The sequence below is a fragment of the Myxococcales bacterium genome, from assembly GCA_022184915.1.
GTDB lineage: Bacteria > Myxococcota_A > Polyangia > Fen-1088 > Fen-1088 > JAGTJU01.
Window position 1 is genome coordinate 1,038,189 of record JAGTJU010000001.1, and the last position, 26,878, is coordinate 1,065,066.

Consider the following 26,878-nt stretch of genomic DNA (forward strand, 5'->3'; position numbering starts at 1 on the left):
GGGTGGGTTACGCCGAATGCGGATGTGACCTCCGCGTCGCGACTTCCCCGTGCCCTCTCAAGCTCTCCGCTCGCCGACTCGTATGCGCCGCCTTTGCGCCGTGGCCCTCGCCGTGGCCCTGGCTGGTTTTGGGGCCTATGGCCCTGCGGCCCGGGCGGACGATCTTTGGGAGCCCGCGTTCGACCCGCGCTATGTCGTTTCGCCTCCGCTCGGCAAGGGCCCCGACGGCGAGGGGCGCGTTCTGCGAGTGAACCCGCGCTTTCGGACCCGGGCCGCTCCCGCCCCGCACAGCCCGCGGGTGCTCGGTGCCGAAGACGTCATGCGGGTGGGGGAAGTGGTGGTGGTCGCTGGGGATCCCGAGACCATCACCTCGAACAATGGCCAGCTCGGCGTGGACCCGGCGGCGCTGGGGAACGTCACGCAAAAGGCGCTGGCCTTTGCCGGCGATCACTACGAAATCGTCACCGTCTGGCAGACCTTCGTGGATCGGGGCACGGACGCCTTGGCGTACGCCCTGAACGTGAAGAACGAGGTTGCGGGGCTGGGCGAACGACTGCGCGTGCAGGACCTGTCCCGCATGTATGGCTCGCAAGGCGTGCTGCGGACCGTGGTCAACATGAAGGACCTCGGCCTGGGCTCCACCGATGATCGGATCAACTGGGACAAGACCCTCGAGACCTGGGGGCAGGAGACGGGCCATCGCTTCATGGCCTTTTTGGAGGTACGTGATCCGCGCACTGGCAGGGCCAGCGACCTCCTTCTCGGCCGGGACTGCGCCCACTTCGATTGGTTCGTGGACACCCGGGCCTCCGTGCAAGACGGGCTTGCCTGGGTCGACAACGCCAACGGCACGTTCACCTGGAACGAGCGGGCCAAGCGCTTCGGCCCTCTTGACCTCTACGGCATGGGCCTCATGCCCGCCGACGAGCTGCCCCCATTTTTTGCGATCGTCGACGTGCCCAATTACACGCGGCCGAGTTGTGAAGCCTACCAGCCAGGGCGCATTCCCACACAGAACACGGTCTCGGGCACCCGCCTCGATCTCACGAGCGACGATCTCATCGCCGCGAACGGCCCTCGTGAACCCGCAGCCTCGAGCGGGTACGTACGAGAGCTCCAGGTCGTGCTCACGCGGCCGAACGAAAGCGTGACGAGCGTGACCGCCGTAGGCCTTGCGCAGCGGATCGACAGGGCCCGCCTGTGGTGGGAGGACTGGGTGCGCGTGGCCAGCGGCAACCGCCTCGTGGTGTGTAGCCAGTCCACGCAGGATTGCGGCGACGCCCGTTCGGATGTGGTGGGCGTGGAGGTCGTCGAGCCGGCCGTTCCGCGCCTGGGCCCGGTGGCGTTCCGCATGGACCTCGCCAACACCGGCGCCCAGCCCGCCACCGGGTTGCGGGGCTGGATCGAGGTGCGGGCGGGAGACCGCCTGTATTCGTCCGGACTTCCCCGTGACCTCGAACCGCTGCCGGCGGGCGCGACCCGCTCCGAGACCTTCATGGTCGATCTGCCTGACATTCCCTGCGGCGCCGAAATGAGCGTGGTGGGTCGCACCCAGAGCGCGTTCCACTACGACCGCCGCCGGGTCTCGCGCCCCGTCGGGGTGAAGACCGTGTGGACCGAGGATTTCGAGAGCGAGGGGGGCTGGAGCGTAAACCCGGAGGGCACCGACACCGGGCAAGGGGCCACGTGGGAGCGCGGAAAGCCCGAGCTCAGTTTCGTCGTCAACCGACAGACGCAACCGGACGCGGCTCACAGTGGCGCTGGGGCCTTCAGCACAGGTCGCGTGCCTCCGGAAGCGGGCAGCACGGGAGGATTCGCCAAGCGGGGGCGGGTGACGCTGCAATCCCCCGTGTTGCCCTTGGCGGGCTTGCGCCAGCCAGCCCTGCGGTACTTCGTGACCTTTGCCGGCATGCGGTCGGTGGGCAGCGGCCAGATCGAGAGCAGCCCGCAGGCCTCCCTCTCCGTGTATGTCCGAGCGGTGGGTGACGCGCCCGACGCCGGCGCAGACTCTTCGTGGACCGAGATCGACCGGCTGAGCGACGCCATCTTCGTCGAGTGGCAGGAACGTGTGGTGGCCATGCCGCCTGCGCTCGCCGGGGCCTCCGCCTTGCAGCTGCGCTTCGTGGCCGCCGACGACCATGGGGATGGCCTGGGAGGCGTCGAGGCCGCCATCGACGACGTCTCGATGACCTCCGTCCTGCCGGGGTGCGAAACGCCGAACACGGTCGATGCGGGTGAGGGCCCGGCACTCGATGACGAAGGCGGTTGCGGATGCCACCTCGGGGGACGCACGAAGGAGCCCAGGCTTCTGACGTTCGGGTGCCTGCTGGCCTGGCTCGCGCGCCGCCGCCGGTCTACTTCTCCGCCGTCTCCGTGAGGATGTTGATGTGAGCGGCGCCCGCGCGCTTCGCAATCGACATCAGATCCACCGCCGAGCCCAGCGCCACGTTCTTGTCGCCCCGGATGAGCAAGACATCGGACTCCACGCTGGCAAAGGCCTGGCGCAATTCGGCCTCGAGATTCTCGGGAGCGATCTTCTTGTTGAAGAGGTAGATCTCGTTCGCCTTCGTGATGGTCAAGACGGGATCGGTGCGCCGTTTGGTCACGGGCCCTGCCGATTGGGATTTCGGCAACGAGACCTTGACGCCCGAGCGGGAGGCTTTCTCCGTCTCGACCATCGCGGTGGAGGTCACCATGAAGATGATGAGCAACACCAAGAACACGTCAGTGAGTGGCGTGATGTTGATCTCGGCGACGATGGACTCGCTCCCGCCGCCGTCATCGTCGACGGCGGCATCGTTCATGTTTACGCCCATGCCCATGATGGCGCCTTTCAGGCCGCGCTGTCGGCGGCGGCTTCAGTCTTGGTCGGCTTGATGGCCTCGGCAGGCGCGGGGCTCGTCTTCATCTCCCCGAGAGCCATGAGGAACTCTTCACAGAAGAGCTTGTACTGCACCCCAATGGCGCCCACGCGCGCCACGAAGTAGTTGTAAGCAATGACAGCATAGATCGCCACCATGAGGCCCGCCGCCGTGGCCACCAGCGCGGCCGCGATGCCGCCCGCAACCACCTTGAAGCCGCCCGTGCCCGCAGCCGCCATCGATTGGAAGGCCTTGAGGATACCCACCACGGTTCCGAACAGCCCCACGAAGGGTGCTGACGAGCCCACGGTTCCAAGGGCCCACAAATACCTCTTGAACTGCGAGGTCACGGCGAGCCTTTGCGACGTCACGACCGCGGCCGTTTTGTCGGGGTACTTCTTGTACGTCTTGAGCCCTTTGTCGAAGACCTCGGCCAACGGCTCGTTCGAGGTCTCGGAGAGCGCGACGGCCTTGGGCAAATCCTGGGCCTCGATGGCCGCGATCACCCGGTCCTTGAAGGCCTCGGATTTGGGCAGAACGTTCCACAGGCTGTAGAAGCGCTCGCAGATGACGGTCAAGCCGGCCAGGGACCAAAGCAGCAGCAGTCCGAGGATCAGCCATTCGTCGCGAATGAGATCGCGTAGAGTTTCCCAGGTCATTGATCGCCGCAAGCATAGCTCCAAACTGCGGGCGGGGCATGCACGCTGTACAATGCTGCGCCGATGGCCCGCGCTGCCGTGAATCCCGTCGCCGCTTTGCCCCGCACGCACATCAGTCTCGGTGGGGGCCTTGCTTCGTGCGAGGTGGTGTCCACGGTTGCCGAGTTGCTCGGGGTGGGGGCGCCTCTGTGGTGGGTCTTGGCACGTTTGCCGATGAGCACGCCCCTTCGTTTGGGGGCGGTGCTGTCCGCCACGCTGTGCCTGGCCTCCCTCCTGCGGCTCTTGGACGTGGCGCGTCCCCTTCTGGCCGTGCATGCCCGCCGTGTGCGGGGGGACGTGGTCCCTCCTGCGCTCGGTGACTCCGCCCAGCGCGCGCTCACACATTTGCCGGGGGAAACAGGGGTCATACGCTTCTGCGCCTGGGTCTTCGTCGTGCTCGTCACCCTTGGATGGGCGGTGGCGTTCAAGGCCTTGGGGCCGGGCGCGGCCTTACGCATCGCAGGCATGAGCGTGATTCACGCGGCGGGCGTGGCGGCGCTGCGGGCGCGGCTCTTCGAGGGCTGGCTGCGCCGGCGGCGACCGTGGTTGCTCCCCAACGTGGACGGCATGCGCGTCTACATGGTCGTCTACCGGCGCCGGCTGGCGCGGGCTGCCGTCCTGGTGCTTGCGGTCGGGCACGGGGTCTGGCTGTGGCTCACCGAGGCCACGGTGGGCGTGGGGGGCGCCGATCTGGGCGCGTGGGGTTGGCCGGCCCTGGCGGTGGCTCTCGTGTTCTGGGCCCGTTCGTTGCGTCGCCGCACCAGGGCCATCGAGGCGTATTTCGACCTCGTCTACCGCCGCCCGTCCACGAGAGGTCCTTCGCGAGACGAACCGGCCGCGGTGCCGGCATTCAAGGCTGCTCAGGGGCTGCCCTACCGCCTTTCGTCCTACCTGGTGATGAGTCTCGCCCTCACTTTTTTGGCGGCGGTGGCGCTCGGGCGGTGGTGGTTGCGCTTCGACGCGCAGGTGGCAGCCCGTTTGCTCATCGTGGGCGTGGTGGTGGTGCTTGCCGCCGGCGGCTTCACGCTGATGCTGCTGCGGCGAGTGATGAACCCCTACCTGCGCCATTTGGGCTCGCGACACCACTTGCCGCTTGGCACGATTCGCGCCCCCGTGGGGCTGGGGGGGCGGCTTGCCGTCGTGCTGGCGTCGTTTGGTGCCTGTCTGGCGGGTCCCTGGGTCTTGGTTCACGTGGCGCCCGGGCCCGCGAGCCTCTTGCCCGGGCTCGTGGGGCTGCTTTTGGCAACGGGCCTGGCCCTGCTCTTCGTACGCGACACCGTGGCGCCGCTCATCGCGCTCGAGCTGCGCTCCGAAGAGATGGCCCGCGGCGAGCTGGCGCGGCCCGTGTCGCCCGCGGGCGAAGCCGACGAGATCGGACGCCTCACCGTGGCCTTCGAGGAGATGCGGCGGGCGCTGCGCGATCGCCTGCGCTCCACCGAGTCGATCAACGTCGACCTCGAAAGGGAAGTGCGGCGCCGGACCGAAGCTCTCGAAAAGCGGAACACCGAGCTGGCGGAGGCGCTCGAGAAGCTACACCGCGCACAGGACGATCTCGTGCGCTCCGAGAAGCTGGCCTCCATGGGTCGGCTCGTGGCTGGCATCGCCCACGAGATCAACAACCCCGTCAACGCGGTCATCAACACACTCGAGCCGCTCACTGAGCAGCTGGACGAGATCGAGCGGGCCGCGGGCGCGGGCGACGTGCTGGCTTTGTCTCGCGACGCCAAGGACATGTTGGGGGTCATCCGGCGCGGAGCTGCGCGCACGCGCGCCATCGTCCGCGCGCTCCACAACTACTCGCGCGGTGACGACCAACAGTTCCGCAGCGTGGATCTGGGCCGGGTCGTCAACGACACGCTCGATCTGCTGCGCCACCAGCTCCGCGAGGTCGACGTGCACGTGGACGTGCCTTCACCCTGTGAGGTCTGGGCCGTCCCGGGGCAAATCGATCAGGTCGTCATGAACGTGGTGGTGAACGCCGCGCAGGCGCTCACGGGAAGAAAGGGACATATCTCCATTCGGGTCGTGCCCACGGACGATACCTGGGACCTTTTCATCGCGGATGATGGCCCGGGGATCCCGAAGGATGTGCTGCCCAAGATCTTTGATCCCTTCTTCACCACGAAGAACGTGGGTGAGGGCGCGGGGCTTGGCCTCTCGATCGTTCACGGCATCATCGAGCGGCACGGGGGAACCGTACGGGTGGACAGCGGCGACGAAGGCACCACGTTCGTGCTCAGTCTGCCTCTGCGGGCCCGGGACCCTTCGAGCGCCGCTGGCTGACCCTACGCCACGACCACGGAGCCAAGACCCCATTCGCCCATGAACGCCAGGACCCTCTGCTCCAGATCGCGACCCGCCCAGGCCAGGCTCGATTCAGGAACCCCCAAAAGCCGGGTGCCTTCCTGCAACACCGGCCCCAGCTCGGCGTCGTCGATCGGCCCCATGTCGAGCCCCGAACGCTCCACGAGCGCGTTGGCCAAACACACGAAGTTGCTGATGGCGTGGGGCTTCCAGGGGTCGTAGGCATAGGGCTCGGCGATGCAGTGGCGAATGGGTGAGGGGAATCCCCACTTCACGGCCATGAGTCGACCCACGGTGGTCTGCCCTCCCCGAATCACCCGAACCCAGTCGTCCTCGGGAAGCCACCGGTGCAGGCCCGTGCGCAAGAGGCGTCGTTCCGAGTCGAGCAGCAAGCACGCCATCACGGGTTTACCCAGGTCGTGCAGGAGCCCGCCCACGAACGCGCTCTCGGCCAGTTCGCCGTGGAGGCCGCCCGCGAACCCGGCAAGGTCCCGCGCCACCAGCGCGACGGCCACGGCGTGTTCCCAGATGCGTCGGCGCGCGCGGTTGATCCCGTCGTTTCGCGAAACGACGAGCCGTTCGCAACCCGCGTCGTCAATCACGATGCGAACGATGCGCGCGCCCAGCCGTTTGAGGGCACCCGCGATCGTGAGCACCGCGGTCCCGTCGGAGTACGACGGGCTATTGGCCACGCGAAGCAGCCGCGCCACCGCGAGCGGATCGGACTCGATCGCCCGGCCCACGGCGTCCGGATCGAAGGGGCTCTCGCCCAACGCGGATGCGGCCCTGCGAAGCACCCAGGGCAAGCCGGGCAGGGTCAGGTCGTCGTCGCTGACCCGCTTGAGGACCACTCGGCTCAACTCGGCGACGAGAGCGTCGGAGGCATTGTCCACGTTCGCCGATTGTATACGTGTTCCCGCAGCTCCGTAAGCGGCCGGGAAAAGACCGCCCGCTCGGCCAAGGGTGGACTCCGCGTGGTCGAAATCTGTCCCTCGACCAGGGCTGGGATTAACCTGCCCGCAACCTATCCGCGCCCTTAGCGCAGGAATTCCGGGGCCGTTGGCGATCCTTCGAGCGGGAAATTTGACGGCTCTGGGATCTGATTTAGTGTGTGAATGTAGGTCTAGTTCCTACCAATCAGCGTAAATAGAGGACCGTAATGGCTGCCAAGGGAAAGACATCCAACGCCCCGTCGCGGGGCCGTGCCAAAGAGCTGGCCGGCATCGGCCTGCTTGGGTTCGGTATTTTCTCCTTGATTTCAATGGTTTCCGAACAGGCCGGCGCTCGGGGCTTGATGGGCCCCGGAGGAGCCGCCACGGCCCGCATGCTCTACGCCCTGGCGGGGTTCGCCTCGTACCTGCTCGTCGGTGCTCTGCTGGTGCTGGCCGTGCGCAGCTTTCGCGGCCGATCCCTGTGGGCCGGCATCGCCGAGACAGTCGGAGCCCTTGGGCTGGTAGCGGGCCTGGCCGTGTTGCTTCACCTGCCCTTCGCCACGCGACATACGGCAGCCAGCGGGCCCGGGGGCCTGCTGGGCCAGTGGCTCGGCGAGATCCTCGCAAGCTTCATCGGCACCGTGGGCGCGGCCCTGGCCGCTGCGACCGTGCTTTTCGTATCGCTTACGTTCGTGTCCCGCCTGCGCGCGGAACACGCGCTCGGCTTCGTGGGCGCCGTTTCGCTCAAGAGCTTCGCTTTGGCCCGCGAGGCCGTGGGCGCTCTCGGTCGGTTGGTCGTCGAGATGTTCCCGCGCCGCGATCCGTCTGAAGACCTGGACGAGGACGAGGACGAGGACGAGGACGAGCCGGAGAGTGAGCCGCCGGCCCTCGCCGCCGTGGCCCCTGCCGAGCCACAAGGAAAAGGCCGCAAGCACAAGCGCTTGGCTGCCGTCGACCGCACCGACGCCTTCGAGAAGACTCTCGTGAGCTTTCCCGGCAAGCCCCTCGAAGACGACGAAAGCGAAGCCGTGCGTGTGGGCGCAGGGCCGAGACTCAAAGCGCCCCGCGAGCCCAAAGAGACCGCCAAGGGGCGCAAGCCGCGGGGCCGAGGCCCCGAGGCGAGCCCGGGAGCGGGCCTTCCCCAGGCGGCCGAGCGGGATGCGGGCGATGTGCGCCCGCCCCTGGCCGCGCGTGCCCCAGCGGCCGACCTCGACGTCGACGACGAGGACATCGAAGCCCAGTCGCCGCTCATCCGCAGTGCGGCGGAAGAAGAGGGAGGCGAAGACCTCGCCGCCCGGGACGACGACGCCCTCAAGCCCTCCGACATTCCCATCATCGTTGCGCCCGCGGTACGCCCGCCCGAACCCCCGAAGAAGCACGAAGGGCCAAGCTTCATCAAGCTCTCGGAGGGAGATTTTCGTCTGCCGTCCACGGAGCTCCTCGCCTATGAGCCTCCCAAGGGAGAGGTGCTCGATCGTCAGGCGCTTTACGAGATGGCGGAGCGGCTCGAGCAGGCTTTCTCGAACTACGGGGTCAAGGGCAAAGTCAAGGAGATCCACATGGGGCCCGTGGTCACCATGTACGAGTTTGCGCCCGCTCCTGGCACGCGCACCGGCAAGATCGCACGTCTCGAGGACGACCTGGCCATGGCGCTCGAAGCTCAGGCGGTGCGCATCGTGGCCCCCATCCCCGGCAAAGCCGTGGTGGGCGTCGAGGTGCCGAACAAGCTGCGCGAGACGGTCTACCTCAAGGAGATTCTCGAGGATCGCTGCTTCACGGACGCGGGCAGCAAGCTGCAGGTCTGCCTCGGCAAGGACATCAAGGGCAGCCCTGTCAGCGTGAACCTGGCGAAGATGCCGCACCTCCTCGTGGCGGGCACCACCGGCTCGGGCAAGTCGGTGGCGGTCAACTCCATGATCACGAGTATGCTTTACAACGCCTCTCCCGAGGAGGTGCGCTTCATCATGGTGGATCCCAAGATGCTCGAGCTCTCGATCTACGAGGGCATCCCGCACCTGCTGCTGCCCGTCGTGACCGATCCCACCAAGGCGAACCTGGCCCTGCGCTGGGCGGTGGAGGAGATGGAGCGCCGCTACGAGCTGCTCGCCAAGACCGGCGTGCGCGACATCGCCGGCTTCAACGTCAAGGTCGAAAAGCACCTGTCCGACAAGAGCCGTCAGATGGCCGAAGCCAAGGCCGCGGCCGAGGCTGCAGGAGATGCCGCTCAGGTGTTCGACACGGCCGGTGTCATCGACCTCGCCTTGGCAGAAGACGAGTCGGCCCGGCAGGCGGCCACGACCGAAGACGACCTGAAGGCGAAGCTGCCCTACATCGTCATCGTCATCGACGAGTTCGCTGACCTCATGATGGTCGCGCCGAAAGACGTCGAGACCTCGGTGGCGCGCATCGCGCAGAAGGCGCGCGCGGCCGGTCTGCACCTCATCCTCGCCACCCAGCGCCCCTCTGTGGACGTGATCACGGGCCTCATCAAGGCAAACTTCCCAAGTCGCATCGCTCTGCAGGTGGCCTCGCGGATCGATTCTCGCACCATCCTCGACCAGCCCGGCGCCGAAACGCTACTGGGCAACGGCGACATGTTGTTCTCGGACCGCGGCACGAAGTTGCGCCGCGTGCACGGTGCCTTCCTGTCGGACCAGGAGGTGCACGACGTTGTGCACTTCCTGACCAAGCAGGCCAAGCCGGTGTACGACATGGACATCCTCAAGCCGCGTGATGAAGAGGGGGCCGAGGACGGCGGCGCGCCGCGAGAGAACGACTTTTCCGATCCCCTCTACGATCAAGCCGTCGCGATTGTGTGCGACACACGCCAGGCCTCGGTCAGCTTCATCCAGCGCCGGCTGCAGATTGGGTACAACCGCGCCGCGCGGATGGTGGAACAGATGGAGCGGGACGGAATCGTGGGTCCGGCCAATGGGATGAAACCTCGCGACATCCTGGCGCCGGGGGGCGACTACCTGGCAGCGCCCTGAACGGGCCTCCGTGAACGAATCCGCGCGGCCGCCCGTCCAAACTCTCGAGAGGGCGGCGGGGAAGGGCAGCTTTCGCTAGGATGGGTTCACATGGTTTCGTCTGCAATCTACACGTCGTCACTCTGCGCGTGGCTGTCACTGGCGGCCGCAAGTCCCGTCAGCGCTTTTGGCCCGGGGCCTTCGGGCGGGTCGGCGGCGGCCGTGCGCTCCGCCCAAGATGCGCCTCGCGGGGCGGCGGCGTCCCGGGCGCAGGGCAAAGCGGTCGCTGCGAACGCGCCCTCCGAAGCCACGCCCAGGGACGACGGCCTGCCACTTGCCGACGTGATCGCACGCGTGCAAAGACACTACGACGGCACGCAGAGCTACCGGGCGTCCTTCGAACAAGCGCAGCTGAACGCCACGTTCGGCCGCACCACCCGCTCCTCGGGTGAGGTCACCTTCAAGAAGCCAGGGCGCATGCGCTGGGACTACACGTCACCCGAAAAAAAGACTTTCGTATCGAACGGTGACGTGCTGTGGCTTTACGAGCCAGAAGACAAGCAAGCCTTCAAGCAGGATCTCAAGAGCTCGCAGCTGCCCGCGGCGCTCGCGTTTCTGATGGGCAAGGGCAAGTTGTCGGATCAATTCGATGTCGAGTTCGCACCCCAGCTCACGTATGGGCGTCCCGGCGATTACCGTCTGTCACTCAAACCCAAGCAGGCGCAGTCGTCCTACAAGGCCATCTTCTTCATCGTGGATCCGCAGAGCTTCCACGTGCGGCAGACGGTCTTGGTAGACTCCCAGGGCAACATCAACGACGTGACCTTCAAGGACATGGTTCGCAACCCGAAGCTCTCCGATGCCACGTTTCAGTGGAAAGCGCCGGCAGGCGTTCGCGTGATCGACGCTGGCAAAGCTCGCCCCTGAGCTTCGGGCGTCATCTGGAGGGATGCGGTGCCCGCCCGATGACCACGAACTCGTTGTGAGGAAAGATGCGGCCCACCGCGCTCGGAAAGGGAAACGAGCGGTGTCCTTCCACGGGCACACCGGCTGCGGCACAGAGGCGCAGCAGCTTCGGAATGTCGAAGTACTCCACGTGGGTGGCGTCCGACGCGAACCCGGCTACCTGCGGCGCAATCAACACCACACGCCCCGCGGGCTTCACGAAAGGCAGATAGGCCGCGAGCAGCTCGCGCGCTTGCGAGAAGGTCATGTGCTCCACCACGTGCGCCAGGAGCAGGCTGTCGAACAGGTGGGGCCGGGCGTGGCGCGAGGCCAGAAAGTCCCGAGGAACGTAAGCCTCGAGCCCGCGGAGGCGACAAAGTTCCACGGCGCGGGGGCTGAGGTCGACGCCCACACCGTGGCCCCCCGCATTCGCGAGACTACGACCGACGCCACACCCCACGTCCAGAACGAACCCCAGCTCCAGTCGGCGCAGGTACCACCGATAGGGCCGCTGCACGTCGAGCAGCCGCTTCCACCACATCGTCTCGAGCCGGGCGAGTCGATCGGCGTAGTCATCGGGGGGATGCGGGGCGATGGCCATGGGAAAGAACGGGGCTCTACACCCTGACGGCAAGCCCGCAGGCCGTCAACCTGGCGCGCCCGGGAGAACCGCGTCCCCACGCCTGTGGGCCGGGTGTCGCGCTCATGCCGTTTTACGCGGGCGGCGGGGAGCGCGTCCGTTATGCTTCGCGCGACATGCAAGGGGCACTCACGAAGAAAGGGCGGGGCTGGTTTCGTCGCACCCTGCTGCAAATCCAGATCGGCGCCGTGCTCGGCCTCTTGGGCTGGACCCTGCTCGGCGCCTCGCTGCTCGGCTGGTGGTACACGCCGCCCGCGGGAGAGGCCATGTCCTGCGCTCCCACGGTGCGCCAGGCCCTGCAAGACTTCGCGCGCTACCAGGCCATCGCTGCAGGCGTGGGCGCTGTCGTCGTGATCGTCGTGGGCACGCTCGTGCGCCGCAGTCGTGTCGCGCCCGCGCCCGATGTCCCGGCACCTCCGGCAGCCGCCTCCTGAAACGACGAAACCCCGGTGCCGAACGCACCGGGGTCGTCAATCACGCCGGGGACTTGGCTCAGCCGAGGTTTGAAGCGGCGAAGTCCCAGTTGATGAGGTGCTTGCAGAACGTGTCGACGTAGTTCGGCCGCGCGTTGCGGTAGTCGACATAGTAGGCATGCTCCCAGACGTCGCACGTCAAGAGCGCCTTTTCTCCCGTGCGGAGCGGCGTCTCGGCGTTGGCCGTCTTCATGACCTTGAGCTTTCCGTCGGCCTCGACGAGCCAAGCCCAGCCCGAGCCGAACTGCGTCTTTGCGGCCTCACTGAACTGCTGGAGGAACGCGTCGACCGAGCCGAAGTCACGGACCAGGGCATCGGCCAGCTTGCCGGTAGGTTGCCCGCCGCCGTTGGGTTTCATGCTGTTCCAGTAAAACGTGTGGTTCCACACCTGAGCGGCGTTGTTGAAGACGCCACCCTCACTGGTCTTGACGATCTCCTCGAGGGACTTCGAGGATTCGGGCTTGCCCTCGAGCAGCTTGTTCAGGTTCGTAACGTAGGCCTGGTGATGCTTGCCGTAGTGAAACTCGATGGTTTCGGCGCTGATGTGGGGCGCCAGGGCGTCTTTCGCCCAGGGCAGTGCAGGTAGCTCGAATGCCATGGTGCTTGTCCTCTCCGTCTGAGGGTTTTCCGTGTGCGTTTTGACGCGGTGGCGGAGCATACCAGTCGAGGCCCTCTTGTCACCGCTGGCGTCCCTGGCGCCCGCGCGGTCTGGTGCGGGTTCGCGCGTGCCTCTTTCGCGAAACCATTCATCGGTTATAGTCATCCCAACTGACGTACGCTCATCGGGGGCGAACTAGGCTCGACGGGGGGAAGCAAAGCGTTTGTTGCGTGTCGAGGCGCCCGTGGCCTCGTTAAAACGGGCAAAAAGAATCGCGAACGACAACGCGTTCGCTCTGGCAGCCTAAAAAACTCGCCAGACCGTGACTTCGGGAGCTGCCTGCGGCCCGAAGGAGCGGCTACTTAGTGGGCTTGATGACGGTGGGTGCCTACCGGCACCGTCGTGACATGAACGGAAGGCTAAGCTTCAGGGTGCCTGTCAGTGGGCGTGTCTGAGGACGAAAACCCAAGCACTGAATACGCACGTAGCGACAGGCGTGGAGCCCTCTCGGACCGGGGTGCAATTCCCCGCGCCTCCACGAAAAAAGCCGGCCCGGAACGTGACCGGGCCGGCTTCCTCCCCAGCGCTTCGCGGGTGGCAGGGGCGGCTCAAAAAAAAGCCGCCCAAAAGGGCGGCTCTCACCAACGGTCGGGTATCGACTCAGCGCTCGTCGAGATAGAAGACGGTGATGGCCAGGCAGTGGAAGGCTTCGTCCGAGGACTGCGTGACGATGGTGTCGACGATCTTGCATTCGGCGTGGTCGCGAATCCAGGCCGTGACCTTCTCGCCCAGGTTCTCACGCTCCTGCGCCATCGTCGCCGAGAAGACCTTCACGCCGTTGAAGCGAGCGGTGGTGGAATTCTGATTCTGCGACATAACGTTCCTTTCTAAAATCGTTTCTTTTCGGTCTTGTTCGGTCTCGACTGCGCGAGGCTGACGCCCCCGTCAGCTCACCTCGGGACGGGGCCAAAAGCCTGCAAGCCGCGGTGTGCGCGCGCCGGAAGGTGTCCGGGATGCGCGGCCGTTGCGAGCCTTTCGGATTCCTGTGACCAAAGTGCCATTCCCTATAGCAGCGTTTCGACCACGACGGCAATCCCTTGTCCGCCACCAATGCACGCGGCCCCCACGCCCCAGCGCGCGCGCCGGCGCCGGAGCTCGTGAATCAGGTGGGCCAAAATGCGGGCACCCGACGCCCCCAGGGGGTGACCGAGCGCGATAGCCCCGCCGTCCACATTGGTTTTTTCGAGGGGCAGGGCAGACAGTTTCACGACCGCCAACACCTGGGCTGCGAACGCTTCGTTGACCTCGATGAGGTCCATGTGCGCGACCGTGAGCCCGGCCTTGGCGAGCGCCAGCTCGATCGCGGGCACCGGCCCCAGCCCCATCAGCGCCGGATCTACGCCCACGCTGGCCCAGGCCACGATGCGGGCCAGGGGCTGTTGCCCCAACGCCTCCGCGCGGGCGCGCGAGGCCAGGATCAACGCCGCCGCTCCGTCGCCTATGCCCGAAGCGTTTCCCGCGGTCACGACCCCCTCGGTCTTGAACGAGGGTCTCAGCGTGGCGAGCGTCTCCAAAGACGTGTCGGGTCGCGGGTGTTCGTCGCGGCTCACCGTCAGCGTCTTTTTCCCGAGCTGCACCTCGATGGGCACGAGCTCGGTCGCGAATCGACCGTGTTCCTGGGCGGCTGACCAGGCCTGCTGCGAACGCAGGGCGTAGGCGTCACAGGCCTGCCGGTCGATGCCGTGCAACGCGGCCACGTTTTCGGCGGTGAGGCCCATGGTGCATCCCGCGTACGAATCGGTGAGCGCGGCCCACAAGCTGTCCTCGAGCGGCGGCGCTTTGGCGAAGGGAATCCCCCACCGGGCGCCGCGAATGACGTGGGGCGCTTGGCTCATGGATTCCGTTCCGCCCACCAAACACAGCTCGGCCTCCCCCAGCGCGATCTGCTGGGCGCCCGTTACCACGGCCTGGAAGCCGGAGCCGCAGAGCCGGTTGACCGTGAGCGCCGGGCGGGGCACGGGAACCGCTGCACGAAGCCCCACATGCCGCGCGCAGTAGACGTCCTCGGGGGTCGTTTGCACCACGTTGCCGAACACGATCTCGTCCACCTGCTCCGGGGCGACCCCCGCTTCGGCCACCGCCGCTTGCGCAGCAACGACGCCAAGGTCGGTGGCCTTCAGGTCGCGGAAGCTGCCACCGAAAGCGCCGAACGGCGTTCTCTTCGCGGACAGCACCACACAGTCCCGAGCGGAATCCCCTCCACGCACGCTACACCCCCTGTTTCACCGGTAACGAGACGGACTCTTCCCTTATAGGCCCGAACCAGGCAGGCGTCAAACCACGGGCGAAACGCCCAGTTCTTCACGTAGCTCCAGGTGTTCGATCGAAAGCACGAACTCGAGGTAGTCCTCGAGTGCCTCCGGCCCCTCTTCCTCGGCCACGATCCGGCCTGCGCGCAGAACATCCCCGCTCACCAAGAGGCCAAGCCGAGTGGCCGTGCGCCCGAGGCTGCGCGCCCAGGCCGACAGGTTGATGGCGGAGCGATCCCGCACGAGGCGCGCGCCCAACTCCGCCAGGCGGCTCTTCACGGCGGGCGGACTCACCTCGATCTGCGCCAGAAGCTCGGGGTCGACTTCGCTCGGCGAGAGGGTCTTGCGCCCGAGAGCCATGCAGGCCATCAGGAAGGGGCGTAGCTGGCGCCCCGAGCGCGAGGACCCTGCGATGCGCCCTGGGGTGCCGAAGGACATGGCGCGGGTCAGGCGAAACCCAAGCTCCACGGTGTCGGTCGAGGCAAGGAGCCGGGGCCCCGCGAAGAGCGCGTAGGGCCTCGTATCGGCCAGGCGAACGTCGCCGTCGAGGGCTTCGTAGGAAAACACCCGCTCGGGCGGCGCGACCTTCAACACACCGCAGACGTAGTGCAACACCCGCCGGAAGGCCTCGGGCACTTGGTGGCTCGCCAGCGGCGCCTCTCCGAAGAGGCCCATGTCCTCATCGGAGAAGGGCGCAAGCAGGCCCCCCGAGGCCAATGTCGCGAACAAGGCCTCGAGATCGGGATCTTCGGCGGGATGGCGGGCTCTGCCCAGGATCGCACCCTCGATGGGTTGCATGAGGCGGCCAAGCACCCGCGGCCGGTGCCGCTCGGCGACGCTTTGCTGCTCGGGCGCCGCCAGTCCGCGAAGCGTGAGAGCGGCGGCCGCCACCGTGGCTGCGTCCGTACGCCCCACGCGCAAAAAGAGGTCCAACAGGGCCGCCCCCACCGCGCCGTCGTAGGGGCGCAGCCGCCACTCTGCCGCCATGGCGCGGGCCAGCTCCTTCCATCTCGCCAGGTCCTGCTGGTTGAGTGCGACGACCTTCCGTTGCAGATCGAGATCGTCCGGTGCCAAGCGTGCCGCCATTTCGTAGGCGATGCGGGCCGAGGCGAAGTCCTCGAACTCGTTTTCGTAGAGCGCGGCCAAGTCCTTCCACAGCTTGCGCCGCTGGGGAAGGGCTCTTTCCCCGAGCGCCCGGATGAGGCGCCTGTAGATGCGCTCCGTTGCGTGAAACTCGCTGTAGGTCTCGTAGATGCGGGTCAACACCTCGAGCGCTTGGGTGCGGGTGGGATCTGCCTCCAGAGCTTTTTCCAGCGTGGTTCGCGCGGTCTCTTCGTCGCCGGTGACGGCCGAAAGTCGGCCCAAAAATTCGAGGGCGTCCACGTGATCGGGATCGAGCGTCAAGGCGTGTTCCAGCCGGTCGCGGGCATCCACCGCTTTGGCTTCGCCTTCGGACAGAAACTGGGCCCAGCCCAAAAACGCGTGGTAAGCCGCCTGGTCCGGGCCGGCGCGCACGGCGCTCTCCAGCTTGGCCACGGCCTCCGCGAGGTGGCCTTCGTCGAGCAAGGCGCGGGCCTGCGAGAAAATGAGCTCGGCCCCAAGCAGGTCGGCCTCTCGATCGGCGTGACCGAGCGTTTTGTCGTATCCGGCGCGCAGAGTGCCATCACAGAGCACCTTGAACGCCCGGTTGTACGCGGAGCGGATGTTCTCCAGCTTGGCGGCGTCGGGGCCCAAGTCGACCCCCGCGAACACGTCGGGCGCAAACCTTCGCGTCTTGCGTTCATAGGTGGCGACGATCACGTCGAGGGTGGCCTGCCGGTCCACGCCGAGAAGCTCGTAGAGGTTCTTGCCGTGAATCTCGAGATACTCTCGCAAGACCACCTGGCGCGGATCTTCCTGGCGCTCCTGCGCGAGTGCCTGGATGACTTGCGACTGCGCCGCTTCGGCCAGCGCCAAGCGGGCGAGGGGCTCGATGGTGATCACGCCCGAGTCCGGGGCGTCGAGCTCGGCCATTGGCGCGGGCTCACGCGGCGAGGGCGCGTCGAGATCGGGTACGGCGGTTCCGTCGCCGCCCTGTCCGAGATCCAGCTCCGGGAGCCCATTCGCCGAGGACTGCGCCGGCAGGGTCTCGCTGCCGAGGCGCTCGAGCGAAAACGACGATTTTTCGGCGTCCTCCGCGTTGATGGACGCCTGTGCCTGAGCGGGCGCGGGCTCGAAATCCGCGAGCCCGCACAAGGTCAACGCCTCCAGCCCCAGGATCGAGCTGGATGCGTCGGGACGAAGGGCCAGGGTGCCCACCGTGGGGCGGCTCGCGAGGGCCTTGGGCAGGTCGCTGCCGAAGGTCTCCTCGAACTCGGCCCGGTAGCGCTCGAAGCGGCTCGACAAGCGGACGGGGCTTGGGCCGTGTTGTTCCACGAGGCGCGTGAGCAACATATCGGGCGCCGCGGTTTTTTGTAGGCCCACGAAGAGCAAGCGCGGGATCTCCAGCTCGTGTTCGATCACCCGCTCGACGAACTCTCCGCCCGGGGAAAACTCGAACGCCCCATCCAGCCAGCGCAGACAGTCGACCACGCGCTTGCGCGCCTGCGCCGCGAGGTACTTCAACACGTCCTCGGGAGACAACCAGCCCAGCTCCACCAGCACGGCCCCCATCTTCTGGCCTCGCCGCTTCATCTCGGAGAGCAGGAAGGTGAGTTGCTCTTCGTCGAGGATGCCGCGCGCCTGCAGCAAAGAGCCCAGCGCTTCTTGCCGCAGGTTCGACTCCGACCCGACGGGCTTGCCCTCACGGATGAAGATCTCCTTGCGCACCTGGCCCCGCCGTAACACCAGCGTTCCCGTGGACGCGGCCTCGAGGTGCTCGATGAGCAGCCGCGGCACGGCTCGTTCGGCGAGGGAGCCCGCGTTCACCAAGCCCACGTCGATGGGGGTCGAGACGGCGAGGGGGATGGGCAAGGGTACCCCACGTGCGTCCGCCGAAGCGGCCGGTGAGCTCTGCACTCCGTGGGGGGGCACCAAAGGGACGCCCATCATCGTCGGGGGGCGGCGGCGATCCTCCTGGGGGGGGGCGCTGACCGCCTCGGGCACGACCGCCACGTGCAACGCTGACCCGAACGCCACGGTGTTTCCGGGCGCGGCGGCGACGCCCGCGCGGGCGGGCGCGGGCATGCCCGCGCCGCGGTTGACGACCTCGGAAGGGGCGTCGAGCTGTTGCAAGAGCGCAAGCGCTACCGCACCCGGGTCTGCGGGCTTCGCGAAGAACTGGCCTCCCACTTCGGCCAGCAGCGCGTCCACCTGAGACCGGTCCTTCGCCAGCCCCGAGACGAACACGAGCGGCACGTGCTCCGTCTCCGGATCGCTGCGCAGGGCGCGGGCGAACTCGAACCCGTCCATGCGGGGCATGAAAAGGTCCACCACGACGGCATCGGGCAACTCCTTGCGGATCTGCGCCAGGGCGCGCTTGCCGTCGCCTGCCCGTGCGGTCTTGAGTCCTCGGTTCTGTAGGCGTGAGTCGTTGAGAAGCCCACGTTCGAGAACCTGTCGTGCGACGGGGTCGTCATCGACCAAGAGGACGTTGAGGCGGGGCGGAACGCCGTCGTTCATGCAGCTGGGTCCAGGCTTTCGGCCGGCGACTCCGTTCGCCTACGATTTCTTGGCATCCCTTTCGACGCCCTCCGTGACGTCCTCTTCCAGGGCCACCCGCGAGGGCGCGGCGGCCGGCAGGGCCCCCTGACTCGGGGCGGGGGCAAGGCCCATCTTGGCCTTCAAGGCGGCCAGTGCGTCGTCGGCGCCTGCGCCTCCCGATTCGAGGGCCTTGAACTTGTGCGCGAGCGTATCTCCCGTCAGCTCGCCGCCGAGTTCGGTCGAGGCTTCGGCTTCGGCTTCGATTTGGTCGACCTTGCTCGCCATCCGCTCGAAAGCGTCGAAGGCATTGTTGTCGGACAAGCCTTGCATCGTGTCTTGGATGGCTTTTTGTGCCTCGGCACGCTTTTGGCGGGCGACGAGCACGTTCTTTTTCCGCTTCGCTTCTTCGATGCGATCGTTGAGGGTACGCAGCTGCTCTTTCAGCTTCTCGACGGCTGCTTTTTGCAGCTCCCACTGCTTACCGAATTCGGTCGCCTGGGCCTCGTGTTCGCCTTTGCGCTTGAGTGCCTCGCGGGCGAGAACATCGTCCCCCGCACGGACGGCCAGCATCGCCTTGCGCTCCCACTCGGCGCTGAGCTCCGTTTGCTCTTCGAGCTGCTTTTTCAGGCGCTTTTCGTCAGCGATCGAGACGGCCACCTGCTTTTTGGCCTCGACCAGCTGGCTTTGCATGTCCAAAACCAGCTGATCCAACATCTTTTTCGGATCTTCCGCGCGGGAGATCAGGTCGTTCAGGTTCGACTTGATGAGTGTTCCTAGCCGAGAAAAGAAACCCATTTTTGGACCCTGGACTTTCGGTTTTGGAGTTTAGTGGATGGTGTGAAAGTGAAAGGGGGAACTCAAGCCGCGCTGCGGAACTTCGACAGCAGGGGGTAAAGCTTGCCGATGCAGAGGGACAGGTCGTCGATGGTCGCCTGGAACTCGCTGAAGTCCAGGTTCTCGAGTGCGAGAGCCGCCACGATGACCACGGCGCCGTTTTCCAGACCGAACGCGCCGTGCACCATCTCCGTGGTGTTGAGGTTGAGCAGCGTCTCGTAAAACGCTTCCTTGTCGGTCTCGGGCGCGTCCATGACCTTGAGGCGAAACACGATCACCGGCCCGGCCAACGAAAGCACGAGGTTTTGGTTCTCCACCACGTGGACGTTCCACATCTCGGGGCCCAGCGCCTCGTAAGGCACGTCCAGGCGCAGCAAATAGGATTCGATGTCCTCTGGTCCCTTCATGTCGCCCTCTGTTTCCTTGTGTCGGGTTCGTTGCTGACCTGCTCGGAGGGCGGAGCCCACAATCCCGCGGCGCGAGCACCCCATGGCTTTTGCACCCCCGCAGGCGCTGGGAGAGCGTAGACCATTTTTGACGCGTCCACAAACGACCGCGCGCGGGTTCTCGCACCCCGGCCGGCCTGACGCGGGTGTCCTGGCACGTTCCGTGCTGGCCCGCGGGCCGTGTCCTTGCTCCCCCCGTCTGGATGTGGTACCCGAAAGGCCCCTTCATCAATGTCACTCGACCCCAAAGCCCTGCCGCAACACGTGGCGATCATCATGGACGGCAACGGTCGCTGGGCGCAGTGCAGAAACCTGCCGCGCACGGAGGGCCACCGGCAGGGGGCGAAGTCGGTGCGGACCGTCGTTCGCGCGGCGCGCGAGGTGGGCCTGCGGGCCATCACGCTCTATGCCTTCTCGGCGCAAAACTGGCGCCGCCCCACGGAAGAGGTGGCGTTGCTCATGCAACTCCTCAGAGACTACGTGCTCGAGGAGCGCGGCGAGATCATGGAAAACGGCATTCGGCTCACCACCATCGGCGACGTCGACCGCTTGCCGGGCTTTGTGCGAGATCCGCTCGACGCCTTGATCGAGGACTCGTCGAAGAATGCCGACATGGACTTGTGCCTTGCTCTCTCCTACGGAGGGCGAGAGTCCATCGTGGCGGCAGCCCGCAAGCTGGCCGTGGCCGTGGGCGAGGGCGCACTGACGCCCGATCAGGTCACCGAGGAGGCTCTGTCCGGAGCGCTTCAGTCCGCCCATTTGCCTCAGCTCGACCTGCTGATTCGCACGTCGGGGGAGCAGCGGCTGTCGAACTTCATGCTCTGGGAAGCTTCGTACGCCGAACTGCTCTTCTCCGAGACGCTCTGGCCGGACTTCGGCCGCGAGGATCTGATCGCGTGTCTCGAGCTGTACGGCCACCGAGAGCGCCGCTTCGGCCTCACGGGTGACCAGCTGCGCCCGGCCATCCGCAGCGTGGGCTGAGCTCAGCCGAAGCGTTTGGGCTGTGAGTCACGGCGGGTTTTCGGGTAGAAACCCGCCCGTGTTCGACAGGAATCTTTTGCTCAGGGTGCTCTCGGCGGTCGTGGCTTTGCCCGCCGTGGGCCTTTTGGTGGTGTGGGATGAGCGCTGGGCCTTCGCCGCGTTCGCCTTCCTGATGACCGGCATCGCACTCGACGAGTTCGCCAGGATGACCCTCCAAGGCCGCGGCGCCAAAGAGCGCTTCGTCCTGGTCGGCGGCGGCGTCACGCTGGCGGTGGCGGTCTACAGCCGCCCTGACCTGGCACTGCCTGCCACCATGTTGGCGGTTCTGGCCGTGGCTTCGGCGCAGCTCTTCTTCGCGTCTGACATGGGAACGGCGGGGGCGCGCTTCGGGGGCTCGCTTGCCGGTGTGATGTACCTTGGGTTGTTGATGACTTCCCTGCCTCTGCTCCAACGCGACGTCGTTGACGGCGAGTCCTGGGTTTTTGCGGCGATGGGGGTGACCTTCAGCTGCGACACGGGGGCCTACTTCGCCGGGCGCGCCCTGGGCAAGCGGAAGCTCGCCCCGGCGATCTCGCCCGGCAAAACCTGGGCGGGGTTTTGGGGCGGGGTCCTGGCGGCCGTGTCCTTCGTCTTCGTGGCGAAATTGACGTTTTTCCCTGCCCTGACGCTCGTCGACGTTGCCATGGTGGGGATCGGCGCAGCCCTGCTGGCGCCCGCAGGAGATCTGGTCGAGTCCCTGCTCAAGCGCTCGGCGGGCGTGAAGGACTCGGGCAACCTCATCCCCGGCCACGGGGGCGTGCTCGACCGGGTTGACGCTCTGGTTTTCGTGTCGGCCTGGGTGTTTGCCTATGCCGCTTTCTTTCGCGGGGCGCCCTAGGGCGCGCTGCGGCCCCCCTGACATGCGTGTCAGGGGGGTAGGACGAGGTGAGGTGAAAACCTGTGGAGTCCGACGTGGCCGGCAGCTGTCACCGGGTGGGACAACGACAAAACCCCCGACGGTGGGACCGCGGGGGCTGCCGGTTTCTGTGTGAAGCCAACTCTTGGAAAAGCCAAGCCAACGATGCTCAAGTGACGTATCCCTGCGGCCGATACCCAGCCAGCGAAGCCTAAACGTTAAGGGGCCTTGCCGGGGGAATGCGCAGGTAAGCTCCTGATTTCCTTATTGTGTGGCCCGCGGGGGGTGGCGTTGAGCCACCGGGCCCTCGAGCCCATAAGCGAAGCGAAAGCAGGCGAAGCGAAGCGGTAGGATTAAGCCAACTATCAGAACGTATAGACGGCTCGTAAGAGCCGAGGTTCAGACCACACCGGGACGAGCCCGGTGTGTGGGAGGAGCGGTCGCGCATGGAGGCCATAGGAACCAAACGCGCCCACGCTTTCCGGTAAAGCAAACAGCGTGCCGGATGCTCGGTGGGCGGGGTTTCGGGTGTAAGCGCTTGGAAATCTAAGCACTTCCGTGTTAGGAGGGATCTCCACACACCCTAACGGACCGCCCACCGGCCCAGAAACCCTGACTTTCATGTCACACCGTTCGGTTTACGTGCTGTCGCCTGGCGCTGGTCCCGACTCTTTTCACACCGCAGTGAATGTCGAATAGCGTTTTGGTCGTCAACGCGGACGGCCCAGAAATCCGCGTAGCCCTTATCGAGGATGGTCTCCTCGGCGAACTTTTCGTCGAACGGAAACGGGACCGTGGCATTGCCGGGAACATCTATAAGGGAAAAGTCGAGCGGATCCTGCCCGGAATGCAGGCCGCCTTCGTCAACATCGGCCTGGAAAAGTCGGCTTATCTGCACGTCTCCGACGTGCGGGGCACGCCTGACGATCTGAGGCGATTGCTTTCGGGTGGGGAAGGAGGGCGCGACAAGGACGAGGGGGACGAGGGCGAAGAGGGCGGTCAGAAGAACGGCGGACAACAAGGGCGCCGCATAGAAGATCTGCTGAAGCCGGGCCAAGAGATCATCGTGCAGGTCACGAAAGAGCCCATCAGCACGAAAGGCGCGCGCGTCACGCGGTACATCTCGCTGCCGGGCCGGCACCTGGTGTTCATGCCCACCGTGGACCACGTCGGGATCTCACGGAGAATCAGCTCGGACCGCGAGCGGCGGCGTTTGCGCCGGCTCGTGAACGAGATGCGGCCCCAGGGGTCCGGCTTCATCGTGCGGACGGTCGCGTCTGGCGTTGCCGACAAGGATCTGCGGGCAGACATGGCGTTCCTCATCAAGATGTGGAACGAAGTGGTCAAGAAAACAGAGACCAGCCGCTGCCCCTCGCTCATCTACAGCGACTTGGATCTCTTACTTCGGTCCGTGCGGGACCTCTTCACGCCGAACGTTGAAAAGATGCTCATCGATTCGCGCGCCGAATACGATCGCATCAAGAAGTTCATCGCAGCCTTCATGCCCGATTTTCCTGGGCAGATCGAGCTGCACGACGGCAATGACCCCATCTTTGACGGCCTCGGCATCGAGATGGAGATCGATCGGGCGCTCGAGAGGAAGGTCTGGCTGAAGTCAGGCGGCTATCTCATCATCGACGAGACCGAAGCGCTCACGGCCGTAGACGTGAACACGGGGCGCTTCGTGGGCAAAAAGAGCCTCGAGGACACCATCACTCAGACCAACCTCGAGGCCGCGCGCGAGGTGGCCGACCAGCTGCGCATCCGGTCTTTGGGCGGCATGATCGTGGTCGACTTCATCGACATGGATCGCGCCTCGAACCGCGAAAAGGTGATGCGTGTGTTCAACGAGGCGCTCAAGCGGGACCGCAACCGCGCCCAGGTGACGCGCATCTCCGAGCTGGGGCTGGTCGAGATGTCGCGGAAACGTACGCGCGAGTCTTTGCTCCACACGCTGACCGAGCCGTGCGTGCATTGCGACGGCAAGGGCTACACCCGCTCGCGTCGCACCGTCTCGTTCGAGGTTCTGCGAGAGTTGCGGCGCCAGGGCAACCTGGTGGATGGGCACACGATCCTCGTCGAGGTCCATCCCGACGTGGCCAAACAGCTGACCACCGTGGACCGTGACTTCCTCGAGGACATCGAAAAGCGCCTGCAGAAGCAGATCCTGGTCAAGCCGAGGGGCTCCTTCCACATGGAGGAGTTCGAGATTCGTTCGCCAAAGGACAAGCAGAAGATCGAACGGTCCGAGGTGGCCACCAGCTCCGACAAGCTCGAAGAGCGCAAGCGCCGCCGCTTCCGGCGCGTGCTGTCGCCGGACGAGCTCGAGTCGCTCGAGAACGGCGATGACGTCGTGAATGCCGAGTTCCTTGCAGACGAAAACGATGACGCCCATTCCTACGGCGGCCTGGGCGAGGACTCTGACACCGACATGGAGGAGCTCGAACTCGGCGCAGCCGAAGGCAGTGCAGACCTGGCCGACCCTTCGGAGGCAGAGGACTTGGCTTCGCAGCACGGGGCCGTGCCCGTGTCCTCAGGCGTGGTGTCGGCACCGGGCGTCGCCACCGCCGACGAGACGGGCGCCGACGTGGCCGGCAGCGGAGGAGCCGCTGCCCCGCCGGCACACGACGAACCGCACGAAGGCTGAGTCGCTGGCCTCGGCGCAACCGAGGCCGGCGCCGGGCATCCTATGGACGATGTCCGCCAAGGTCGAAGTCTACAAAACCCCTTACTGTGGATTCTGCGTGCGCGCGGTGTCCCTCTTGCGCAGCAAAGGCGTGCCGTTCGACGAGATCGACGTCAGCCAGGACGATGCAACTCGCCATTGGCTGGTCGAGACCACCGGGCAGCGTACGGTGCCGCAGATCTTCATCAACGGTAAGCCCGTGGGGGGCTTCACAGAGCTCAACGCCCTCGACCGCAGCGGGCGGCTGGATGGCCTCCTGGCCGAGCCGGAGGCGCTTTAGCGTGGCCTAACTCGTGGTCAGGTGGACGAGGCCTGCAACGGCCGCTGCGGCAATGGCCAGCGCGAGGAGCAGCTTCACCCACGGAAAAGGCGGCTTGAGGTTCGGAACCGCGGCCGTGGGTTCCTGTTCAGGCAGCAGCGCGGCGGAGACGAGTGCGGCCGGGGGGAGCGTGAGCGAATGGGTCGGAGGCGCGGTCTCGACTGAGAGCGGAGCCGGCGGTGGGGCGTGCGCCTCCGGGCGGGCTTGAGGCTTCACCAGCGGCAATGGGGCCGTCTCGGGGCGCTTGAGTGCTTGAGCGGGGAGGGGCGGCGGTGTGCGCTCGAGAGGCGGCGGTGTGCGCTCGAGAGGCGGCGGTGTGCGCTCGAGAGGCGGCGGTGTGCGCTCGAGAGGCGGCGGTGTGCGCTCGAGAGGCGCGGTTTCGTTCGCAGCGGGCTGGCCCCGCGGTGCGGCGACCTTCTGGGTCGGGGCAGGGAGGAGGGCCGGCGTTGGCTGTGGCTCTGCGGGGGGGGCCTCGGCGGCCACGGGCATCGTCCGGGGCGTTTCCCGATCGTGGTCTTTCTCGGCCACCTGGGCACTGACGAGGGACACGGGGGTTGGCCTCAGGGACGCGGGCAGGGGCGTCTCAACGGAGGCCCCTGCGGGCATAGCGAGGGGCGCGGGTGGAGGGGATGCAGGCGCGGGGGTCACTTCGGGGGCAGGGAGCGGAGAGGCTGGCGGCCGCGCCTCCCGGGGTGCAGGCGGGCTCGACGTTCTGTTCATCGCGTGCACGCCGCTCTTCCATTCGAGGCCGCTCTCACGGAGCACCGTCTCGAAGACCCCATGGAGCTCGGCAGTCACCCGACCCTTGAACATCGTGAAGCCTTCGAGTATCCGAGGTGTGAGGTCCTCTCCCCTGGCGATGGCGTTCGCGTTGTAGAGCTTGATGTCAGAGACGATCACCCGGGCCAAACGCCGCGCGGCTTCTTCCTTGTCGATCAGGGTTGCCACAGTGGCCCTAGCATCGGCGGACTTCGCCCGAAAGCTCAAGTTCCACGTGCATTGTAGTGGGGGTTGTGCGTTGCTTGTCTACACCGGTGCGCCGAGCGGCCTTCCCCTTCAGATCGAAGGCGATGGCACCTTGGAGCTGTGTGCCGAGCGTGGCTCTGCCTTGAATGCCAGCCCGAAGAGGACCGCCACCACAACGGCAGCAAGGGCAGGGAGGTACCAGAGGGTCCAGTCATGAGTGATGCGCCCCCCCGCATCGGTGCGGGCGTGGGCGTCCACCACCAAACCCGAGATCTTGGCGCCGATCAACATGCCCACGCCGTACGTGACGAGGGTGATGAAGCCCTGCGCGCTGGCTTGAAGGGCCTTTGGCGCCTTGCGATCCACGTAGATCTGACCACTGACGAAGAAGAAGTCGTAGCAGACACCGTGCAGAAGGATGCCGAGATAAAGCGCGGTCATGAGGGGCGGCACCGCCTGTCCGCCGAGCGCAAAGAGCACGTAGCGCGCGGCCCAGGCCAGCATACCCACCAGCATCACCCACTTGATGCCCAGGTGACGGAGGCAGAGCGGGAGCAGCAGCATGAAGGCCACCTCCGACATCTGGCCGAAGGCCATTTTTCCCGCGGCGTTTTCGATGCTGAGCTCGTTCAAAAAGGCATTGGTGAAGTTGTAGTAGAAGGAGAGGGGAATCGAGATGAGCAACGAGCTCGACACCAGCACCGCGAAGGAGCGATCCTTCATCAAGGCCAGCGCATCGAGCCCGAGCGCGGCGGCGAGCGAAACCTTTTGGCCGGCGGCCCGCGGGGGTGTAACAGGCAAGGTAAAGGCATAAACGCCCAGCAAGGCGGAGGCCCCGGCGGCCACCCTCATGGGAGTGGCCGTCGCTTCCCATTCGAGCAGCCCCACCACCCATCCCGCCACGATCCAGCCCACGGTCCCAAGAACACGGACGCGCGGAAACTCCTCGGTGGGATCCTTCATGTGGCCGAAGGCCACCGTGTTGACCAGCGCGAGCGTGGGGGCGTAGGCCAAGGCGTAGGCCAGGAGCACCCAGAACAAAGTGGAAGGCGCAAGCACGCGTGAGGCGATCACCAGCAAACCGGCGCCGGCGAGGTGCAAGCATCCCAGTACCTTCTGCGCCTGGAAGAACCGATCTGCGACCATGCCCACGAAGAGCGGGGCCACCAGCGCGCCCCAGGCCACGGTGCTGTAGGCGCTGCTGGTCTGCACGGCCGAAAAACCGTGCTGCATCAGGTAGGTGCCCAGGGTGACGTACCAGGCCCCCCAGATGAAGAACTGAAGGAACATCATGACTGACAGCTGAAACCGAATGCGCATGGCGGGTCTTTCCTGGTAGCCCTGCAAGGGAGGGAGCGAATCATCTCCGGCCGCTGTCGTATTGGCAGCAAAAAAGAGGGG

At 66.2% G+C, this 26,878-nt stretch carries 21 protein-coding genes and 1 other RNA gene; 10 read left to right on the forward strand and 12 right to left on the reverse strand.

Annotated elements, in window-relative coordinates; translation table 11 throughout:
* Positions 1 to 82: 82 nt before the first annotated feature.
* Positions 83 to 2,377, forward strand: coding sequence for a hypothetical protein (locus KA712_04275; GenBank protein MCG5052156.1), 2,295 nt, complete (start codon positions 83 to 85; stop codon positions 2,375 to 2,377).
* Here KA712_04275 and KA712_04280 read toward each other — a convergent pair.
* Positions 2,355 to 2,822: a biopolymer transporter ExbD gene (locus tag KA712_04280; protein ID MCG5052157.1), complete on the reverse strand. Its 468-nt coding sequence runs from the start codon at positions 2,820 to 2,822 to the stop codon at positions 2,355 to 2,357. The genes KA712_04275 and KA712_04280 overlap by 23 nt on opposite strands.
* 11 nt (positions 2,823 to 2,833) lie before the next feature.
* On the reverse strand, positions 2,834 to 3,520 hold the full coding sequence (locus KA712_04285) for a MotA/TolQ/ExbB proton channel family protein (GenBank protein ID MCG5052158.1): 687 nt from the start codon (positions 3,518 to 3,520) through the stop codon (positions 2,834 to 2,836).
* Positions 3,521 to 3,583: 63 nt separating this feature from the next.
* Here KA712_04285 and KA712_04290 point away from each other — a divergent pair, with 63 nt between their 5' ends.
* Positions 3,584 to 5,842, forward strand: a complete 2,259-nt coding sequence (locus KA712_04290) for a HAMP domain-containing protein (GenBank protein ID MCG5052159.1) — start codon at positions 3,584 to 3,586, stop codon at positions 5,840 to 5,842.
* Positions 5,843 to 5,844: 2 nt separating this feature from the next.
* Here KA712_04290 and KA712_04295 read toward each other — a convergent pair whose 3' ends face one another.
* Positions 5,845 to 6,756, reverse strand: coding sequence for an HDOD domain-containing protein (locus KA712_04295; protein ID MCG5052160.1), 912 nt, complete (start codon positions 6,754 to 6,756; stop codon positions 5,845 to 5,847).
* Between the two features lie 266 nt (positions 6,757 to 7,022).
* Between KA712_04295 and KA712_04300 the strand changes: the two genes are divergently transcribed.
* Together KA712_04300 and lolA are read left to right on the forward strand one after the other, a co-directional pair.
* Entirely contained in the window at positions 7,023 to 9,785 is a 2,763-nt protein-coding gene (locus KA712_04300; GenBank protein MCG5052161.1) for a DNA translocase FtsK 4TM domain-containing protein, read from the forward strand.
* 90 nt (positions 9,786 to 9,875) lie between these two features.
* Positions 9,876 to 10,691: an outer membrane lipoprotein chaperone LolA gene (gene lolA / locus KA712_04305; protein ID MCG5052162.1), complete on the forward strand. Its 816-nt coding sequence runs from the start codon at positions 9,876 to 9,878 to the stop codon at positions 10,689 to 10,691.
* Between the two features lie 10 nt (positions 10,692 to 10,701).
* Here the strand turns inward: lolA and KA712_04310 are convergent, their stop codons facing one another.
* Entirely contained in the window at positions 10,702 to 11,310 is a 609-nt protein-coding gene (locus KA712_04310) for a methyltransferase domain-containing protein (protein ID MCG5052163.1), read from the reverse strand.
* A gap of 104 nt (positions 11,311 to 11,414) precedes the next feature.
* On the opposite strand from KA712_04310, the gene KA712_04315 reads away from it, so the two are divergent.
* The gene (locus tag KA712_04315; GenBank protein ID MCG5052164.1) at positions 11,415 to 11,783 is read left to right on the forward strand and encodes a hypothetical protein; all 369 of its coding nucleotides are present in this window, start codon (positions 11,415 to 11,417) and stop codon (positions 11,781 to 11,783) included.
* A 58-nt stretch (positions 11,784 to 11,841) separates the two neighbouring features.
* On the opposite strand, the gene KA712_04320 is transcribed toward KA712_04315, so the two are convergent.
* Positions 11,842 to 12,420: a superoxide dismutase [Fe] gene (locus tag KA712_04320; GenBank protein ID MCG5052165.1), complete on the reverse strand. Its 579-nt coding sequence runs from the start codon at positions 12,418 to 12,420 to the stop codon at positions 11,842 to 11,844.
* Between the two features lie 186 nt (positions 12,421 to 12,606).
* Between KA712_04320 and ssrA the strand changes: the two genes are divergently transcribed.
* Positions 12,607 to 12,961, forward strand: a transfer-messenger RNA (tmRNA) gene (gene ssrA / locus KA712_04325).
* A gap of 119 nt (positions 12,962 to 13,080) precedes the next feature.
* On the opposite strand, the gene KA712_04330 is transcribed toward ssrA, so the two are convergent.
* From KA712_04330 to KA712_04350, 5 genes are all read right to left on the reverse strand, one after another.
* A complete protein-coding gene (locus tag KA712_04330) occupies positions 13,081 to 13,296 on the reverse strand; it encodes a hypothetical protein (protein MCG5052166.1) in 216 nt (71 codons plus the stop codon).
* Between the two features lie 188 nt (positions 13,297 to 13,484).
* Positions 13,485 to 14,651: an acetyl-CoA C-acyltransferase gene (locus KA712_04335; protein ID MCG5052167.1), complete on the reverse strand. Its 1,167-nt coding sequence runs from the start codon at positions 14,649 to 14,651 to the stop codon at positions 13,485 to 13,487.
* Between the two features lie 102 nt (positions 14,652 to 14,753).
* Positions 14,754 to 18,329, reverse strand: coding sequence for a response regulator (locus KA712_04340; GenBank protein ID MCG5052168.1), 3,576 nt, complete (start codon positions 18,327 to 18,329; stop codon positions 14,754 to 14,756).
* Between the two features lie 39 nt (positions 18,330 to 18,368).
* A complete protein-coding gene (locus tag KA712_04345) occupies positions 18,369 to 19,145 on the reverse strand; it encodes a PspA/IM30 family protein (GenBank protein MCG5052169.1) in 777 nt (258 codons plus the stop codon).
* Positions 19,146 to 19,207: 62 nt separating this feature from the next.
* Complete coding sequence (locus tag KA712_04350) at positions 19,208 to 19,591, reverse strand: YbjN domain-containing protein (protein ID MCG5052170.1); 384 nt, start codon at positions 19,589 to 19,591, stop codon at positions 19,208 to 19,210.
* Between the two features lie 270 nt (positions 19,592 to 19,861).
* Here KA712_04350 and uppS point away from each other — a divergent pair, with 270 nt between their 5' ends.
* From uppS to grxC, 4 genes are all read left to right on the forward strand, one after another.
* Entirely contained in the window at positions 19,862 to 20,611 is a 750-nt protein-coding gene (uppS, locus tag KA712_04355; protein MCG5052171.1) for a di-trans,poly-cis-decaprenylcistransferase, read from the forward strand.
* 58 nt (positions 20,612 to 20,669) lie between these two features.
* On the forward strand, positions 20,670 to 21,488 hold the full coding sequence (locus KA712_04360) for a phosphatidate cytidylyltransferase (protein MCG5052172.1): 819 nt from the start codon (positions 20,670 to 20,672) through the stop codon (positions 21,486 to 21,488).
* Between the two features lie 706 nt (positions 21,489 to 22,194).
* Positions 22,195 to 24,153, forward strand: a complete 1,959-nt coding sequence (locus KA712_04365; GenBank protein MCG5052173.1) for an Rne/Rng family ribonuclease — start codon at positions 22,195 to 22,197, stop codon at positions 24,151 to 24,153.
* A gap of 49 nt (positions 24,154 to 24,202) precedes the next feature.
* Positions 24,203 to 24,472, forward strand: coding sequence for a glutaredoxin 3 (gene grxC, locus KA712_04370; protein MCG5052174.1), 270 nt, complete (start codon positions 24,203 to 24,205; stop codon positions 24,470 to 24,472).
* A 6-nt stretch (positions 24,473 to 24,478) separates the two neighbouring features.
* On the opposite strand, the gene KA712_04375 is transcribed toward grxC, so the two are convergent.
* Positions 24,479 to 25,459: a hypothetical protein gene (locus tag KA712_04375; protein MCG5052175.1), complete on the reverse strand. Its 981-nt coding sequence runs from the start codon at positions 25,457 to 25,459 to the stop codon at positions 24,479 to 24,481.
* A 108-nt stretch (positions 25,460 to 25,567) separates the two neighbouring features.
* Positions 25,568 to 26,797 carry a nucleoside permease gene (locus tag KA712_04380; protein ID MCG5052176.1) on the reverse strand — a complete coding sequence of 410 codons (1,230 nt, stop codon included), beginning with the start codon at positions 26,795 to 26,797 and terminating at the stop codon, positions 25,568 to 25,570.
* Positions 26,798 to 26,878 lie beyond the last annotated feature (81 nt).